Source organism: Micromonospora halophytica (genome assembly GCF_900090245.1).
Lineage (GTDB): Bacteria > Actinomycetota > Actinomycetes > Mycobacteriales > Micromonosporaceae > Micromonospora > Micromonospora halophytica.
In genome coordinates this window covers 379,240-395,971 of the sequence record NZ_FMDN01000002.1, presented here as the reverse complement: position 1 = coordinate 395,971, position 16,732 = coordinate 379,240, and the positions used below count along the sequence as shown (strand labels likewise).

General features: G+C 73.6%; 17 protein-coding genes. 14 read left to right on the top strand and 3 right to left on the bottom strand.

All coding sequences use genetic code 11. From position 1 onward, the window contains the following. Nucleotides 1-3: 3 nt before the first annotated feature. From GA0070560_RS04455 to GA0070560_RS04440, 4 genes are read left to right on the top strand one after another with little or no spacing between them, the layout of a single operon-like run. A complete protein-coding gene (locus GA0070560_RS04455) occupies nucleotides 4-1,383 on the top strand; it encodes a DUF1501 domain-containing protein (RefSeq protein ID WP_091291621.1) in 1,380 nt (459 codons plus the stop codon). Beyond that, a complete protein-coding gene (locus GA0070560_RS04450) occupies nucleotides 1,380-2,801 on the top strand; it encodes a ferredoxin reductase family protein (RefSeq protein ID WP_091291619.1) in 1,422 nt (473 codons plus the stop codon). The genes GA0070560_RS04455 and GA0070560_RS04450 overlap by 4 nt, the downstream gene beginning before the upstream one ends. 14 nt (nucleotides 2,802-2,815) lie before the next feature. Continuing rightward, nucleotides 2,816-3,388, top strand: a complete 573-nt coding sequence (locus GA0070560_RS04445) for an FMN-binding protein (RefSeq protein ID WP_091291616.1) — start codon at nucleotides 2,816-2,818, stop codon at nucleotides 3,386-3,388. Nucleotides 3,389-3,437: 49 nt separating this feature from the next. Next, a complete protein-coding gene (locus GA0070560_RS04440; RefSeq protein ID WP_091291957.1) occupies nucleotides 3,438-4,160 on the top strand; it encodes an FAD:protein FMN transferase in 723 nt (240 codons plus the stop codon). Between the two features lie 116 nt (nucleotides 4,161-4,276). Here the strand turns inward: GA0070560_RS04440 and GA0070560_RS29010 are convergent, their stop codons facing one another. Both GA0070560_RS29010 and GA0070560_RS04435 read right to left on the bottom strand, forming a co-directional pair. Beyond that, a complete protein-coding gene (locus GA0070560_RS29010; protein ID WP_211565747.1) occupies nucleotides 4,277-4,438 on the bottom strand; it encodes a hypothetical protein in 162 nt (53 codons plus the stop codon). 91 nt (nucleotides 4,439-4,529) lie between these two features. After that, the gene (locus GA0070560_RS04435) at nucleotides 4,530-5,201 is read right to left on the bottom strand and encodes a bifunctional DNA primase/polymerase (RefSeq protein ID WP_091291613.1); all 672 of its coding nucleotides are present in this window, start codon (nucleotides 5,199-5,201) and stop codon (nucleotides 4,530-4,532) included. Nucleotides 5,202-5,450: 249 nt separating this feature from the next. Between GA0070560_RS04435 and GA0070560_RS04430 the strand changes: the two genes are divergently transcribed. The 7 genes from GA0070560_RS04430 (at nucleotide 5,451) to mctP (ending at nucleotide 12,582) form a co-directional block, all read left to right on the top strand. Then, a complete protein-coding gene (locus GA0070560_RS04430) occupies nucleotides 5,451-6,677 on the top strand; it encodes a helix-turn-helix domain-containing protein (RefSeq protein WP_091291955.1) in 1,227 nt (408 codons plus the stop codon). 16 nt (nucleotides 6,678-6,693) lie between these two features. After that, complete coding sequence (locus GA0070560_RS04425; RefSeq protein WP_091291610.1) at nucleotides 6,694-7,272, top strand: flavoprotein; 579 nt, start codon at nucleotides 6,694-6,696, stop codon at nucleotides 7,270-7,272. Between the two features lie 400 nt (nucleotides 7,273-7,672). Next, on the top strand, nucleotides 7,673-8,545 hold the full coding sequence (locus GA0070560_RS04420) for a Nif3-like dinuclear metal center hexameric protein (RefSeq protein WP_091291608.1): 873 nt from the start codon (nucleotides 7,673-7,675) through the stop codon (nucleotides 8,543-8,545). After that, the gene (locus GA0070560_RS04415; protein ID WP_091291605.1) at nucleotides 8,535-9,272 is read left to right on the top strand and encodes a zinc ribbon domain-containing protein; all 738 of its coding nucleotides are present in this window, start codon (nucleotides 8,535-8,537) and stop codon (nucleotides 9,270-9,272) included. Before GA0070560_RS04420 ends, GA0070560_RS04415 begins: the two co-directional genes overlap by 11 nt. 3 nt (nucleotides 9,273-9,275) lie before the next feature. Continuing rightward, a complete protein-coding gene (locus GA0070560_RS04410) occupies nucleotides 9,276-10,475 on the top strand; it encodes a bifunctional RNase H/acid phosphatase (protein ID WP_091291603.1) in 1,200 nt (399 codons plus the stop codon). 150 nt (nucleotides 10,476-10,625) lie between these two features. Continuing rightward, nucleotides 10,626-10,868, top strand: a complete 243-nt coding sequence (locus GA0070560_RS04405) for a DUF3311 domain-containing protein (protein ID WP_091291601.1) — start codon at nucleotides 10,626-10,628, stop codon at nucleotides 10,866-10,868. Nucleotides 10,869-10,926: 58 nt separating this feature from the next. Further along, nucleotides 10,927-12,582: a monocarboxylate uptake permease MctP gene (gene mctP / locus GA0070560_RS04400; RefSeq protein ID WP_091291599.1), complete on the top strand. Its 1,656-nt coding sequence runs from the start codon at nucleotides 10,927-10,929 to the stop codon at nucleotides 12,580-12,582. Between the two features lie 56 nt (nucleotides 12,583-12,638). Here the strand turns inward: mctP and GA0070560_RS04395 are convergent, their stop codons facing one another. Next, a complete protein-coding gene (locus GA0070560_RS04395; protein WP_091291597.1) occupies nucleotides 12,639-13,400 on the bottom strand; it encodes a sulfite exporter TauE/SafE family protein in 762 nt (253 codons plus the stop codon). Nucleotides 13,401-13,690: 290 nt separating this feature from the next. On the opposite strand from GA0070560_RS04395, the gene GA0070560_RS04390 reads away from it, so the two are divergent. Genes GA0070560_RS04390 through GA0070560_RS28580 form a run of 3 tightly spaced genes read left to right on the top strand, consistent with a single transcriptional unit; the run spans nucleotide 13,691 to nucleotide 16,720 of the window. After that, nucleotides 13,691-15,787 carry an AfsR/SARP family transcriptional regulator gene (locus tag GA0070560_RS04390; RefSeq protein ID WP_091291595.1) on the top strand — a complete coding sequence of 699 codons (2,097 nt, stop codon included), beginning with the start codon at nucleotides 13,691-13,693 and terminating at the stop codon, nucleotides 15,785-15,787. Next, nucleotides 15,760-16,557, top strand: coding sequence for a tetratricopeptide repeat protein (locus tag GA0070560_RS30030; RefSeq protein ID WP_139131434.1), 798 nt, complete (start codon nucleotides 15,760-15,762; stop codon nucleotides 16,555-16,557). The genes GA0070560_RS04390 and GA0070560_RS30030 overlap by 28 nt, the downstream gene beginning before the upstream one ends. Continuing rightward, entirely contained in the window at nucleotides 16,475-16,720 is a 246-nt protein-coding gene (locus tag GA0070560_RS28580) for a hypothetical protein (protein ID WP_091291591.1), read from the top strand. Before GA0070560_RS30030 ends, GA0070560_RS28580 begins: the two co-directional genes overlap by 83 nt. The last annotated feature ends 12 nt before the right edge of the window (nucleotides 16,721-16,732 follow it).

Below are 16,732 nucleotides of genomic sequence, written 5' to 3'. Positions count from 1 at the left end.
CCGATGGAGAAGACTGTGCACTCGTTCCCCCTGCACCCCGAATGCCCCGACGTGCGGCGGCTGGCCGACGACCCGGCCGAGGCGCTGCTGCGCGCGGAGGCCGACGTCGTCGCCGCCGAGAGCGCCGCCGAACGGGACCGGTACCGCCGGCTGGAGGACCTGGAGGAGGCCCAGCAGGACGGGCGGGGGGTGACCCGGCGGACCTTCGTCGCCGGCGCCGCCGCCACCGCCACCGCGCTGGCCACCGCCCAGTTCGTCACCACCTCCGCGTCGTTCGCCGCGACGAGGACCGGCACCCTGATCCACGTCTTCCTCTACGGCGGGCTGGACGGGCTGAGCCTGGTCGCCCCCGCCGAGGATCCGGTGCTGGCCAAGGCCCGCCCCGACCTGCTGCTCGGCGACGACTCGCTGGCGCTGGGCCGCGGCTTCAAACTGACCAGCGCGTTCGCGCCGTTGGAGAAGTGGCTCCGGGCCGGGCAGCTCGGGTTCGTCCTGGCGGTCTCCGACGAGCGGCTGTCCCGCAGCCACTTCCAGGCCGCCGACGCCTGCAACCTGGGCGGCCTGCCCGGCGAGACCGGCGGCCGGGGCTGGCTGGACAGCCTGGTCGACGCGCTCGGCAAGGGCACCGCGTTCCGCAGCGTCGGCATCGGCAGCACGCTGCCCCGGTCGCTGGTCGGCAACAACGGCGCGCTCTCGATCAACAACGTCGGGTCGCTGAAACTCAACGGTGAGGAGAAGTACCGGGCGGCCACCGAGAAGGCGATCCGCGGCCTGTTCACCGGGATCAACCACCCGGTCCAGGAGGCGGTGATCGACGGCATGGCCGCGCTGACCACCGCGCAGAAGCTGTCGGCCCGGCCGTACCAGCCGGCCGAGGGTGTGGAGTACAAGGGCGTCGGCTCCGCCTTCCAACAGCTCGCCCAACTGATCAAGGGCGGGGCGAACGTCCGGGTGGCCACGGTCGGCATGGGCGGCTACGACACCCACGAGAACCAGGGCACCCGCCCCGGCGGACAGCTGCACCGGCGGCTCAACGAACTCGCCACGGCGCTGGCCGCGTTCTTCACCGATCTCGGTGACTCCGCCGCCGACGTCACGGTCATGGTGTCCAGCGAGTTCGGCCGGCGGGTCGCCTCCAACGGCGGCGGCACCGACCACGGCCACGGCGGGGTGGTCACCGTCCTGTCCGGCCGCAAGCTCGCCGGCTCGCTGCTCGGCACCTGGAACGGCTTGAACGATCTGGACTCCGGCGACGTACCCGAGTACAACAACATGTTCAACGTCTACGGAAGCGTGGCGCAGGGGCGGTTCGGCCTGACCAACGCCGAGGTGGACAGGATCTTCCCGAGGCGGAAGTACACCCCCATGAAGCTGTACGCGTGACATACCAGGACACCTGGGCCGCCGGCCGCCGTACCGGGACAACCCCCCGGCACGGCGGCCGTCCGGCTGCCCCCGTATCCCCGACCCCGGCGCCGCCGCGGCGCGGGCCCGGCGGCCGGCGGGCCCTGGCCCTGCTCTTCTGGGCGGGCCTGGTGGCCGCCGTGCTGCCATGGTGGCTGGACACCCCCGCCGGGTCGATGAAGGACACCGGCGATCTGCTCACCGCCGCCGGGCGGATCACCGGGCTGGTCGCCGGCTACCTGCTGCTGGTCCAGGTGCTGATGATGAGCCGCCTCGGCGCGCTGGAACGCTGGGTCGGCGGCGAACGGATATCCCGCCTGCACCGGGATGTCGGCGCCACCCTGCTGGTCGCGGTCCTCGCCCACCTGTCGCTGCTGCTGGTCGCCTACGCCGAGGCCGACGAGCAGTCCGTCCTCGGCGAGGTGGGCGTGCTGCTGCGCGACTACGAGGACCTGCTCTCCGCGTTCGTCGCCGCGGGCATCATGGTGCTGGTCGGCCTCACCGGCATCCGGGCGATCCGCACCGTCATGCCCTACGAACTCTGGTACCACCTGCACCTGGCCAGCTACGCCGCGCTGCTGCTCGGCTTCGGCCACCAGTTCAGCAACGGCGCGCAGCTCCACTCGCCGGGGCCGGTGCGCACCGGCTGGATCGCGGCCTACCTGCTGGTGCTCGCCGCCCTGCTCTGGGGGCGGGTGGTCGCCCCGCTGCACTTCAACCTGCGGCACCGGCTGCGGGTGGCCGACGTGGTGGCGGAGAGCCCGGACACCATCTCGATCTACCTGACCGGCCGGCGGCTGAACCAGATCGACATGCTCGGCGGGCAGTACTTCCGCTGGCGCTTCCTCGCCCGCGGCTGCTGGTGGCAGTCGCACCCGTTCTCGCTCTCCGCCGCGGCCAACGGCCGCTGGCTGCGGTTGACCGTCAAGGTCGTCGGCAGGCACACCGCCGACCTGCGCGACCTCGACCCCGGCACCCGGGTCTGGGCGGAGGGCCCGTCCGGCACCTTCACCGCCGCCCACCGTACGAAGGAACGGGCGCTGCTGATCGCCGGTGGCAGCGGCATCGCGCCGCTGCGCGCGATGCTGGAGGAACTGCCGCCCGGCGCTGCGCTGATCTACCGCGCCCGCACCCCCGCCGACGTGCTGATGCACCCCGAGCTGGACTGGCTGGCCCAGGCCCGGCACACCTCCGTCTGGTACGTGATCGGCTCCCGCGACGACCCCGGCCCCCGGCAGGTGATGAGCCCGGACGGGCTGCGCCGCCTGGTGCCGGACGTGGCCCGCCGCGACGTCTACCTCTGCGGTCCGGCCGGCCTGGTCGAGGAGTCGGTACGGGCGCTGCGCGCCGCGGGCATACCGCGCCGGCAGATCCACCTCGCCACGTTCGAGCTGTGAGAGAGGCACACCAGATGCGTCGCGCGCTCCTCGCGATCACCGGCCTGGCCGCCGGCACCACCGCGCTGGTGGTGCTCAAGGGCTCCCCGGGAGCCAGCCAGGTCGCCACCGGCGAGCGGTCACCGGTCGTCCCCGCCGGCTCCGATCCGGCCGCGCTCCCCGGGGTCGCCCCCACCCCGGACCCCTCCGACCCGGCCCTTTCCGCCCGGGCCACCCCCGGTGGCCGGCAGAGCCCGACCGGCCGGGCCGGCGCCGACGCGCCGCGACCGGCGGCCCCCGCCCCCACCACCAGCGCGCCGAGGTCCACCCTGCGCACCGTCAGCGGCCCGCAGGTGACCTACGAGTACGGCACCCTGTCCGTCCAGATCACCCTCTCCGGCACCCGGATCGTCAACGCCACCGGCATCGGGATGCCGCAGAGCGGGCAGTCGGGGCGGCGCAGCGACGACGTGCAGGCCACCTACAGCGGGACCTCCGGCGAGGTGGTGCGCAAGCAGAGCGCCGACCTGGACACCGTCTCCGACGCCACCGCCACCAGCGAGGCGTACCAGCGGTCGCTGCGGGCCGCCATCGACCGAGCCCGCTGAGGTGCCGGTGGCACCGGCCCGGCCCGGTCTGCGCCGGGTCGAGCAGATCATGGGTACGGCGATCAGCCTGGACCTGGCCGACGACCTGCCCGCCGCGACCCTGCACGAGCTGGCCGGGCAGACCTTCGACTGGCTGCGCGAGGTCGACGCCCGGTTCAGCACCTGGCGCGACGACAGCGAGGTGTGCCGCCTCGACCGGGGCGAGCTGCCGCCGGCCGAGGCGTCGGCGGACCTGCGGGCGGTGCTGGCACGCTGCGCCGACCTGTGGCGGGCCACCGACGGGTTCTTCGACGCGTACGCCACCGGCCGGCTCGACCCGTCCGGCTACGTGAAGGGCTGGTCGGCGCAGGTCGCCTCGGACCGGCTGGTCGCCGCCGGAGCGGGCAACCACTGTCTCAACGCCGGCGGCGACGTGGTGGTGCGCGGGCTGTCCCCGACGGGACGGCCGTGGCGGATCGGCGTCGCGCATCCCTGGGACCCGACGGCCACCTGCCTGGTGCTCGCCGGCACCGACCTGGCGGTCGCCACCTCGGGCGTCCAGCACCGGGGCCACCACGTACGTGACCCGCGCCGGGGGGTGCCGGCCCGCGGGCTGCGCTCGGTCACCGTGGTCGGGGCGGACCTGGGCCTGGCCGACGCGTACGCGACCGCCGCGATGGCGATGGGGGAGTCCGGCGTCGGTTGGCTCGACCGCCTCGACGATCACCTGCACGCGGTCGTCACCGACGACGCCCGCCTCCTGCACTCCACCACCCTCCCCCTCGCCTCCTGACCCCCGCTCCGCCCCCGCCCCTCCCGCCGCACTTCGGAGAAGGAGTGGCTGTCGACGGCGAAACAGCGCCACCTTCAGCAGGTGCGCGGGGCCGGGTGGTGGTGGGCGGGGCGGGGTCAGCGGGCGGGGCGGCGGGTGCCGGCGGGGTGGGTGGCGGCGGGCCGGGCACGTTCCGGGCGCGACCCGCCCGGGCGGGTGCCCGACCAGCGGTACGGCCGGCGGTGGTGCGGTGGTGGCTCGGCGCCGCCGGGGTGCCGTGCCGCGTCGTCCCTGGACATCCCATACCCCCGCTCCTGGCGCGAGCGCGCCGTCACGGGTTCAACGACCCTGCTGCCGGACGGGTCGCTCTCGGACACCCGTGGAGTCGGATCAGTGACCCCGGCGGGGCAGCGGGAGCTGGCCGGGGAGCAGTTCCGGGGTGAGCGTCACCCCGGTGGCCCGCAGCGCGTCGACGACGGTGTTCTGCACCAGGTACGAGTCGGGCAGCCGCCAGTGCGCCTGCTCCGGGGCGACCGCCCACCGCACCGGGCCCTCCGGCAGCCGGGTCGGCGGGGCCGCCACCCACGAGCCGGGCCCGTGGCGTACGACGTGGAAACAGTGCTCCAGCTCGGGTCGGAGCGGATCGCCGGGGCGGACCAGGAACATCCAGCGGCCGGTCGGGGTCACCAGCACCGGGCCGCGTACGCCCGGGCCGGCCGGATGCGACGGGATCGCGTCGAGGACGTGCCGGCCGAAGTGGGCCGCCACCTCCAGCACGTCGAAGGTGCGTCCGGTGGGGAGCAGCACCCCGTGCGGACGGCTACGCCACCAGGTCGCCACCCGGGCCGGGTCGGCGCTGGCGGCGTGCTCCCAGTCCTCCAGGGCGGGGTGGCAGCCGACGGTCGGGCAGCCGGCCCGGCCGCAGACGAAGCGGCTGCGGGCCAGACATGCGCCGGGAGTCACCTCCCAGCCGTGCACGGCGTACCGCACGGCGATCCGGCGCAGCCGGACCCGTTCGATCGACGACAGCTGAGCGACCCGCGGTCCGACGTTCCCCCACATTCCCGTGATCTCCCCTCACCCCGAATGAGCGTCCCGTCTGGCAACATGTCGAGCGCCGTCACTGCCGTAACCCGCGATCGTTGAGCTGTCGAACGGCTCGTGCAACTTGCACGAAAAGTACGAGAACTGGCCGTACGGCTGACGCACAACCTGTGCGACCGGCGAAAACCTGATTCGGACGGGCCGCCGCGGCTGCGGGTGGTCGGCCGGCTGATCCACCGGACGGCTGACGAGGGGGAGGAGCAGGGGATGGATGAGCTACCCATAGGGCGACGGGTCGCCTACTGGCGCGGGCGGCGCAAGATGTCCCAGCAGGTATTCGCCGACCGGCTGGGCAAGTCCAAGAGCTGGGTCGACAAGGTCGAGCGGGGGGTACGCCGGCTCGACAAGTTCTCCGTCCTCTACGAGATCGCCGACATCCTCCAGGTCGACGTGCAGCTGCTGCTCGGCAAGGACCCGGAGCGGCGCACCGACGCGCTCAACTGCATCGACCAGATCGAGGTGCAGGAGATCCGGGCCGCCCTGGAGCGGTACGACTCGATGAGCGCGTACTTCGACGCCGCGCCGTACCCGCCGCCGCTGGCCGACATGCGCAAGGCCGTCAACCACGCCTGGCTCACCTACCAGTACGGCCGCTACGGGATGCTCACCCGGGCCCTGCCGAAGCTGCTGCGCGACGCCCAGGCGGCCGACGCCGGCTACGGCGGCGACCAGGCGAAGGAGGCCGCCCACCTGCTCGGGCAGGTCTACCAGATCGCCTCCTCGGTGCTGCGCAAGCTCGGCGAGTGCGACCTGGCGTGGCTCGCCGCCGACCGGTCGATGGCGGTCGCCCAGCGCGCCGACGACCAGCTGCTGGCCGGGGTGGCCACCACCCGGGTCTGCAACGCCCTGGTCGCCATGGGCCGGGCCCGCCCCGCGCTGGAGCTGAACGTCACCATCGCCAACCGGCTCGCCCCGGGCGGCATGAACGACGCCGAGCCGGACCGGCTCTCCGTCTACGGGATGCTGCTGCTCCAAGGCGCGATGGCCGCCGCCCGGATCGGTGACTCGGCGACCGTCGACGACCTGTTCAACGGCGCGCACGAGGCGGCCACCATGCTCGGCAGCGACCAGAACCACTACTGGACCTCGTTCGGCCCGACCAACCTGGAGCTGCACCGCGCCGCCGCCGCGGTCGAGCTGGGTGACGGCGGCCGGGCCGTGGACATCCACCAGCGCATCCCGGAGCCGGCGTTCAACGCGCTGCTGCCCGAGCGCCGCGCGCACCACCTGCTCGACATCGCCCGGGGGTACGCCCAGATCGGCGACGTCGCCAACGCCGGGGAGATGCTGCTGCGCGGCGACCGGCTCGCTCCCTCGGAGATCCGCTGCCGGCCGATCGCCCACGAGGTGATGTCGGACGTGCTGCGTCGCACACGGGGTACGCCGCCTCCGCCGATTGCGGAGCTGGCTGAGCACATGGGAGTCGGAGTATGAGCGCGGTGCCGGCCGGATGAGTGGTCCGCACTCCGTCAGCGAGCGCCGTGAGGTGCTCTACGTCATCGCCTGCGGTTCACCGCTGGCACGTCACATCGGTCGCCTCGTCGAGCTGGCCCAGCGGGACGGCTGGGACGTCTGCGTGGTCGCCACGCCCGACGGGGCGAAGTTCGTCGACCGGGCCGCGCTGGCCCGGCAGACCGGCCACCCGGTACGCACCCACTACAAGAACGCGGGTGATCCGGACCTGCTGCCGCCGGCCGACGCGATGATCGTCTGCCCGGCGACGGTCAACACCGTCAACAAGTGGGCGGCGGGTATCACCGACACGCTCGCGCTGGGCCTGCTGATCGAGGGGCAGGGCAAGGGGCTGCCGGTGGTGGCGGTCCCGTTCACCAACGCCGCGATGGCCGCGCACCCGGCGTTCCAGGCCGGCCTGGCCCGGCTGCGGGAGTGGGGGACCACGGTGCTCTACGGCGAGCACGTCGTACCGCTGCATCCACCGGGCACGGGGGAGCGCCACCTGCACGCCTTCCCGTGGGAGGCGGCGGTGGCCGCGCTGCCCGACCGGTGCCGCGCCTCCTCGGCCGCCTGACCGGGGCCGGGGCGAGCCGTCCCGCGCCGCCGTCCCGCGCCGCCGTCCCGCGCCGCCGTCCCGCGCCGCCGTCCCGCGCCGCCGTCGCGGGTGGCCTTCCCGCGCCGCCGTCCCGCGCCGCCGTCCCGCGGACGCTGGCCTGCCCGCGCCGCTGGCCGGGGCGAGCCGTCCGGCTGATCGACTCCGTGTCGGCGACATGGCGGTGTCCTGCCACCGTGCACCCCGCCGCATCGCCGACACGGAGTCGATCATCGGCGTGCGGGGCGGGCGCGACCGTGGGTGGACGGCCGGAACCGTGGCCGGAACCCGAGGCGGATCCCGAGCCGGGTCGGCTGTGCCGGGGAACACGGACGGTGGCCGTGGCCGTGCTTCCCGGTCCGCGCCGGTAAGCTGACCGGCCGTGAGCACAACCGCAGCCCCACCGACCGTGGCCGACGTGGTGGCGGCGCTGGAGCGCCGGTACCCACGGGCCTGGGCCGAGGAGTGGGACCGGGTCGGCCTGGTGCTCGGCGAGCCCACCACCGCCGTACGCCGGGTCGCCTGTGTGGTCGACGTGGTGCCGGAAACGGTCGCCGAGGCGCTCGCCGCCGGGGCGGACATGATCGTGGCGCACCACCCGCTGCTGCTGCGTGGGGTCTCCTCGGTCGCCCCGACGACGTACAAGGGGCGGATCGTGCACGACCTGATCCGCGCCGACGTGGCCCTGTACGTGGCGCACACCAACGCCGACGTGGCGGCCCCGGGCGTCTCCGACGCCCTCGCCGCCCGGTTCGGGCTGACCGGGCTGCGCCCGCTGCACCGCCCCGCCCCGGGCTCGGCGGCCGACGGGCCGGGCCGGGGGACCGGCCGGATCGGTGAGCTGCCCGCCCCGATGACCCTGGCCGAGCTGACCCGGCACGCCGCCGCCGTGCTCCCCGCCACCGCCTGGGGCGTCCGCGCCGCCGGCGACCCGGAGCGGGTGGTGCGGACGCTCGCGGTCAGCGGCGGCTCCGGCGACTCCTTCCTCGCCGACGCGACCGCCGCCGGGGTGGACGCCTTCCTCACCGCCGACCTGCGGCACCACCCGGCCGGCGAGCACCTCGCCGCCGGTGGTCCCGCCCTGCTGGACGCCGCCCACTGGGCGACCGAACGACCCTGGCTGGACGACCTGGCCGCCCACCTCCGGGCCGACCTCGGCGTGGAGACCATGGTGTCCGACCTGGACACCGACCCCTGGACCGTGCACGCCGCCGCGCCCGCACGCGACGACAAGGAGCCCCACCGTGAAGGCTGAACCCCAGGTCCAGCGCCGCCTGCTCGACCTGCAGGCGATCGACACCTCCCTGGCCCAGCTCGCCCACCGCCGTCGGGCGCTGCCCGAGCGGGCCGTGCTGGAGGCCCTCGCGCGTGAGCTGTCCGCGCTGGAGGACGAGCGGGTCCGTGCCCAGGTCGCCGTCGACGACCTGGACCGCGACATCGCCCGGCTGGAGAAGGACATCGACCAGGTCCGCGCCCGCAAGAGCAAGGACGAGGCGCGGCTCGCCGTCGGCACCGGCCCGGCCCGTGAGCTGGAGGCGCTCCAGCACGAGCTGGTCTCGCTCAACCGCCGGCAGGGCGACCTGGAGGACGCCGAGCTGGAGCTGATGGAGCAGCGGGAGACCGCGCAGGGCGTACTCGACGGGATCGAGGCCAAGCTGGCCGACGCACGCGAGCGGCGCGCGGCGGCGGAGCAGCTCCGCGACGACAGCCTGGCCGAGATCGCCAAGGAGGAGGAGTTCAAGAAGACGGCGCGCAAGCCGCTCGCCGCCGACCTCCCCGGTGACCTGGTCACCCTCTACGACAAGATCCGTGCGGACACCGGCCTGGGCGCGGCGCTGCTCGCCGCCGGGCGCTGCGGCGGCTGCCGACTGGAGCTCTCCGGCGCGGACCTGGCCCGGATCCGCAAGGCGGCCCCGGACGACGTGGTCCGCTGCGAGGAGTGCCGCCGGATCATGGTCCGCACCAACGAGTCGGGTCTGTAGCCGGTGGCGGTGCGCGCGGTCGTCGTCGAGGCCGACGGCGGGTCCCGGGGCAACCCGGGGCCGGCCGGCTACGGCGCGGTGGTCCGGGACCGGGACTCCGGCGAGGTGCTGGCGGAACGTTCCGAGGCGATCGGGACGGCCACCAACAACGTCGCCGAGTACCGAGGGCTGATCGCCGGCCTGGAGGCCGCCGCCGAGCTGGGCGCGTCCGAGGTCGAGGCGCGGATGGACTCCAAGCTGGTGGTCGAGCAGATGTGCGGGCGCTGGCAGATCAAACACCCGGGGCTGCGCCCGCTGGCCGCGCAGGCCGCCACGCTGGTCGACCGTTTCGACTCGGTCCGGTTCAGCTGGATCCCCCGGGAGCGCAACAAGCACGCCGACGCCCTGGCCAACGCGGCGATGGACGCCGCCGCCGGCAAGGCGGTCAAGCGGGTCGAGGCGCAGGCGCCGCGCGAGGTGGCCGCCCCCGACTCGCCGGCCCGTACCGCCGCCCGCGAGGCGGCCGCCCGCGCCGCGACCCGTACCGCCGCCAGCGACCCGGCGACCGTCAAGCCCTCCTGGGAGCCGCGGCCGAGCTTCACCGCCACCCGGCTGATCCTGGTCCGGCACGGCGAGACCGAGTGGACCGTCCAGCAGCGCTACGCCGGCCGCGCCGATGTGCCCCTCTCCGACGCCGGCCGGGCCCAGGCCCGGGCCACGGCCGTCCGGGTGGCCCAGCTCGCCCCGTCCGTCGCGGCCGTGCTCAGCTCACCGCTGTCCCGGTGTACGGCCACCGCCGCGGCGATCGCCGCGGCGCTCGGCAACATCCCGGTACGCCGGCAGGACGACTGGATCGAGTGCGACTTCGGCGACTGGGACGGCAGGACCTTCGCCGAGGTGCGCGAGGGCTGGCCGGGTGAACTTGACGCCTGGCTCGCCTCGACCCGGATCGCCCCGCCTGGCGGGGAGTCGTTCGCCACCGTCGCCGAGCGGACCGCCCGGGCGGTGGCGGGGCTGCGGGAGGCGTACCCCGGGGAGACCGTGGTCGTCGTCTCGCACGTCTCGCCGATCAAGCTGGCGTTGCGCGACGCCCTCGCGGCCGGCGACGACTTCCTGCACCGGCTCTACCTGGACGCGGCCGGTATCTCCGTGTTCGACATGTGGCCCGACGGCGGGGTCGCGGTCCGCTCGGTCAACGACACCGCCCATCTCGCCGCCCGCTGACCGCCCGGCCGCCCGGCCGTCGACCTGTGCCGTTCGGCGCAGGCCGGCGGCCGTTCGGCGCACCGGGCTCCTCCGACTGAACGTGACCGCGCTCACCCGGTCGTAGCCTCCGGCCGTCACATGGCGAGTCACGACTTACCGGAGGTGTGTATGGCTGCACCGGACCCGGAGGCGCCGCAGACGGCGTCGTCCAGGGCGAAGGACCACAGCCCCTGGAACTGGTTGCTCTTCATCCCGATCGTGCTACCGCTGATCACGGCCCTCTTCAACGCGGACTCGCCCCGGATCCTCGGCTTTCCGCGCTTCTACTGGCTGCAACTGGCCTACATCCTGCTCGGCGTGGCCACCACGACGCTGGTGTACCAGATGACAAAGAAGCGGGGTGACCGGTGAGCGCGAGGAGTGAGCCGGGTCTGCGAGCCCCGCAGTCGCGAACGAAGGAGGTCCGCTGATGTGGCGCGACCATCTGACCGAGATCATCGTCTTCACGGCGCTCTTCCTGCTGGTCAGCGCCATGGGTTTCGTGGCGGCCCGGTGGCGGGCGCCGCGCGACATGGCCCACCTGGACGAGTGGGGGCTGGGCGGGCGCAACTTCGGCGGCTGGATCACCTGGTTCCTGGTCGGCGGTGACCTCTACACCGCGTACACCTTCGTGGCGGTGCCGGCGTTGGTGTTCGGCGCGGGCGCGATGGGCTTCTTCGCGGTGCCGTACACGATCGTCATCTACCCGCTGGTCTTCCTGGTGCTCTGCCGACTCTGGTCGGTCTCGCACCGGCACGGTTTCGTCACCCCGGCGGACTTCGTCCGTCGCCGGTTCGACTCGCCCGTGCTGGCGCTGCTGGTGGCGATCACCGGCATCGTCGCGACCATGCCGTACATCGCGCTGCAACTGGTCGGCATCGAGGCGGTGCTCAAGACGATGGGCGTGACCGGGGAGAGCGCCCTCGCCCGGCACCTGCCGATCATCATCGCCTTCGCGATCCTCGCCGCGTACACGTACCAGTCGGGGCTGCGGGCGCCGGCGCTGATCGCGTTCGTCAAGGACACCCTGATCTACATCGTGATCCTGGTGGCGGTGCTCTGGCTGCCGTACAAGCTGGGCGGCTGGGGTGCGATCTTCGACTCCGCCGAGGCGAAGTTCGCCGCGTCGCCGAACCCGAACGACGGGATCCTGCTCAACGCCAACAACCAGCTCCAGTACGTCACCCTGGCGTTCGGCTCGGCGCTGGCGCTCTTCCTCTACCCGCACAGCATCACCGGCGTGCTGGCCAGCCGGAACCGGGACGTGATCAAGCGGAACATGTCGGCGCTGCCCGCGTACAGCCTGCTGCTCGGGTTGATCGCGCTGCTCGGCTACATGGCCATCGCGGCCGACGTGAAGCCGCTGCCCGGGGCGACGGCCGGCAGCTCCGACGGCAACACCATCGTGCCGGTCCTCTTCGACCAGCAGTTCCCCGACTGGTTCGCCGGGGTGGCGTACGCGGCCATCGGCATCGGCGCGCTGGTGCCGGCGGCGATCATGTCGATCGCGGCGGCGAACCTGTTCACCCGCAACATCTACAAGGAGTACCTGAAGCGCGACGCGAGCCCGGCGCAGGAGGCGAACGTCTCGAAGATCACCTCACTGGTGGTCAAGGTCGGCGCGGTGGCCTGCATCGTCTTCCTCGACCCGCAGTTCTCCATCGACCTCCAGCTCATCGGCGGCGTGATCATCCTGCAGACGCTGCCGGCGGTGGCGCTGGGCCTCTACACCCGGTGGTTCCATCGGGGCGCGCTGGTCGCCGGCTGGGTGGCCGGGATGAGCACGGGCATGTGGATGCTCTACCAGATCGGCAACCCGGTGACCGGCCGCAAACACTTCGCCGGCTCGGCCTTCCCGCTGTCGGAGTTCGGCTTCGACACCAAGAAGACGATCTACGTGGGCATCGTGGCCGTACTGGTGAACCTGGCGGTCGCGGCACTGGTGACGCTGGCACTGCGGGCGGCGAAGGTCGCCGACGGGGTCGACGGCACCGCGTCCGACGACTACTTCGCCGACGAGGGCGACCCGCGGGTCACCCCCGGCTCCACCCGGGACGCCGACGCCGCCCCGGAACCGGTCGCCTGACCGGTCCGCATCCGCCCGGGCGGCACCTGTTCCACGCCGCCCGGGCGGGCGGCTGCTCAGCGCAGCGCGCGCCCGAGCAGGTAGAGGCCGATCACCGTGCCGAAGATCACGATCAGCGTCCTGAGCACCACCGACGGCAGCCGGCGGACCAGCCGGGCGCCCGCGTACCCGCCGATCAGGGTGGCCGGCGCGATCACCGCGACCGCCGCCCAGTTCACCGGCCCGAACAGCGCGAACACCGCCACCGTGGTCACCCCGACCACCGCCGAGAGCAGGTTCTTCACCGCGGTCACCCGGGCCAGCGTCGCGTCCAGCACCAGGCCCAGGCCGGCGACCAGCATCACCCCCAGCGCCGCGCCGAAGTAGCCGCCGTACACCGCGCCGACGGCGACCATGACCTGCACGGCGACGGTACGGCGACGCGGCGACAGGTCGCGCGGATGCCCGACCAGCCGGCGCAGCGGCACCTGGAAGGCCAGCACCGCGGTCGCGCCGAGCACCAGGAACGGCACGACCAGCTCGAACGCCCGGGCCGGGGTGGCCAGCAGCAGCAGGCAGCCCAGCAGCGTGCCCACCACGGCGGTCGGCATCAGCACGGCCAGCTTCCCCGCCGGCGGCAGGTCGGCCCGGCTGCCTGCCACGCTCGACAGGTAGCCGGGGCAGACCGACACGGAGTTGCTGACGTTCGCCGGGACGGGTGGGAGCCCGACCGCGATCAGCGCGGGAAAGGTGATCAGCGAACCACCGCCGGCCACCGCGTTCACCGTGCCCGCGGCGAGACCGGCGGCGAGCAGGAGCGCGGCGTCGGAGAGATCCATGGTGCCCCGAGGCTAGTACGCCCTGAACGCCGTTGCTCGGCTCAGGCTCTCGACCCTCCCGACGTCGCGCCCTGTCCAACTCGACGGCCCCGTGGGGAGCGGCGGGAAAGGCTGGCGATGCCAGGTCCTGCTGCCGGTGGCAGCAGGAAACCGGTGAGAAGGTCGAACAGGATGCCGGCCGTCGTCACATCCTGCGCGGGCCGGCTCCGCCGCCCGGCCAGCGGATTGCCGCAGGGGTAGCGCAACTCACGTTCGCTGGCGGGACACCGACGGGGGGTACCCTGCCCGAGATGGCTGATGGCGATGATGAATATGCGTTCCGCATTCTCGGCCCGGTGCAGGTGCACGCCACCGCACGTCCGGTGATCTTCGCTCGCAGGCAGCAGCAGGATCTGCTCGCCCTGCTGCTGCTTCGTGCGGAGCATGTCCTCTCGATCGGCCACATCATGGACGCGATGTGGGGCGACGAGGTTCCCCGCACCGCCGGTACGCAGATCAAGAACATGGTTTCCGGGCTGCGGGCCACGCTGTCCGACGGTGCGCAGCCGCTGGCCACGGTCGAGTGGCAGGCGGCCGGATACCGGCTGCGGATCCGGCGTGGCCGGATCGACCTCACCGACTTCAACAGCCTGGTCGACCGCGCCCGAACGGCCCCACCGCCGGAGGCGGTGCCGCTGCTGCGTGAGGCGCTGGGGCTGTGGCGCGGCCGTCAGGCGCTGGCCGGGGTGCGGGCGAACTTCGTCGACGACGCCCGCGCGCACCTGCACGAACGACGCACCGACGCGCTGGAGGCGTTGTTCGACGCGGAACTGGCCTGCGCCCACCACACGTTGATCATCGCCGAGCTGACCGAGGCGGTGGCGCAGCATCCGACCCGCGAGGGCCTCGTCGTCCAGCTGATGACCGCGCTGTACCGCAGCGGAAGGACCTCGGACGCGCTCGATGCGTTCCGGCGTGCCCGCCGCGTGCTGATCGACAACTACGGCCTCGATCCGAGTCCCCGGCTGCGGGATCTGGAACGCCGCGTCCTGCTCGGCGATCCGTCGCTGGACGCTCCGGCCCCGCAGCCGGCCCGGCCCATCGCGGTCGGGCGCGGCCGGGCCGACCCGCCGACACCGCACCCGGCGAACCCGGCCTCCGCACCCGCCGACGCAGCCGGACCCGCAGCCACCGATCCTGCGGTGCCCGTCCCGGCCCAGTTGCCCCCCGGCATACGCGGCTTCACCGGGCGCGCCGACGAACTGGCCGCCCTGGACGCGTTACTCGTCGATCAGCCGCCGGCCACCGTCGTGATCTCCACTCTGGTGGGCGGCGGGGGAGTCGGCAAGACGGCGCTGGCCCTGCACTGGGCCCACCGGGCCGCCCCGGGCTTCCCCGACGGTCGGCTGTACGTGAACCTGCGTGGCTTCGACGCCGATACCGCCCCGGTGCGCCCGGCCGAAGCCCTACAGGGACTTCTGGAGGCGTTCGGCGTCCCACCCCACCGGATCCCCACCGGCGTTCCGGCCCGGACCGCCCTGTACCGCAGCGTCGTGGCCGGGCGTCGCGTCCTGGTCGTGCTCGACAACGCCGCCGATGCCGACCAGGTGCGCCCGCTGCTGCCGGGGACCCCCGGCTGTCTCGTCCTCGTGACCAGCCGGCACCGACTCACCAGCCTGGTCGTCGTCGAAGGCGCCCACCCGGTCACCGTCGACCTGCTCACCGCGCAGGAGGCAGTCGATCTGCTGTCGGCGCGTCTCGGGGCCGACCGTGTCGCAGCGGAGCCGCCCGCCGTCGAGCTGATCACGGCCCGCTGCGCCCGACTGCCGCTGGCGCTGGCCGTGGTCGCCGCACGTGCGGCTCTGCAGCCGGGTCTTCCGCTCACTGCACTGGCCGCCCAACTCGACCAGGCCGACACGCTCGGCGTCCTCAGCGAACCCGGCTCCGGCGCCGACGTACGGACGGTGTTCTCCTGGTCCTACGACCGTCTCGGCCCGGAGGCCGCCAGGCTGTTCCGATGGCTCGGTCTGCATCCCGGCCCGGAGGTCTCGGCAGCCGCAGCGGCGAGCCTGCTCGGCCGGCCGCCGGCTGCGGTACGCACGCCCCTGAACGAACTCGTCGACGCCCATCTGGCCACCGAGTGCGGCCCCGGCCGGTACGTGCTGCACGACCTGTTGCGAGCCTACGCAGCCGAGCTGAGCACCGCGGTGGACCCGGTGCCACTGCGGCAGGCCGCCGTCGGCCGGCTGCTCGACCACTACCTGTACACCAGTGACGCCGCCGCCGGCCAACTGCACCCGCACCGGTACCGGACGCTGCTGCCGCCGTTGGATCCCGACGTGACCGTCGAGCCGATCCCCGATCGCGATCAGGCCCTGGCGTGGTTCGACCGTTGGATCCCGACGTGACCGTCGAGCCGATCCCCGATCGCGATCAGGCCCTGGCGTGGTTCGACCGCGAGCGCCAGGTGTTGAACCAGGCAGTGGAGCTGGCCGCCGCGGCCGACCGCGTGGAGCACGCCTGGCGGCTGGCCGCGGCGATCGGGGTGTTCGTGGATCGTCGAGGGCGGTGGGACGACTGGATCAGCGCCCTTCGCACCGCGTTGAGCACAGCCCAGCGGCTCGGTGACCCCACCGGGCAGGCCAACGCCCACAGCGGCCTCGGACTGGCCCGCAGTCGCCTGGGCCACCACGTCGACGCCCACCATCACCTCGCCCAGGCGCTGGCCCTGTTCGAGGCTCTCGGCGACGGTCTGGGGCGGGCATACACCCACCTGCGGATGTGCGCCGTCAGCGAGGGCCTGTCGCGGCCTGCGGACTGCCTCACCCACGCGCAGTCGGCCCACGACCTGTTCGCCGACGAGGGCCACGAGGCGGGCCGCGCCCAGGCTCTGAACAACCTCGGCTGGTACCACGCCCAGCTCGGCTCCTACGGCGAGGCCATCGACCGGTGCGCAGAGTCCGTGGCCCTGGGCCCTGCACCAGAGGCTCGGCGACGGGCAGGGAGCCGCACACGCCCTGGACAGTCTCGGCTTCGTTCACCACCAGCTCGGCGAGTTCGGGCAGGCGGCCACGTACTACGAGCAGTCGGCACGGATGCTGCGCGAGGCCGGAGACCTGTCCCACGCGGCGTTCGCCCTGGTCCACCTCGGCGACGTCCGCGAGACCACGGGAAGTAAATCCGAGGCCCGTCGGGCGTGGTCCGCGGCGCTGCGGCTGTTCGCCGAACTGGGCCATCCCGAAGGCGACCGGGTCGCGGCGAGACTGCGTGCGGCCGTCCGGACCGGAACCGCTGACCCCTCGCCTGCGCCGGACTTCTCCCGCGACGACTCGGCTGGGTGATCCGGCGCATGA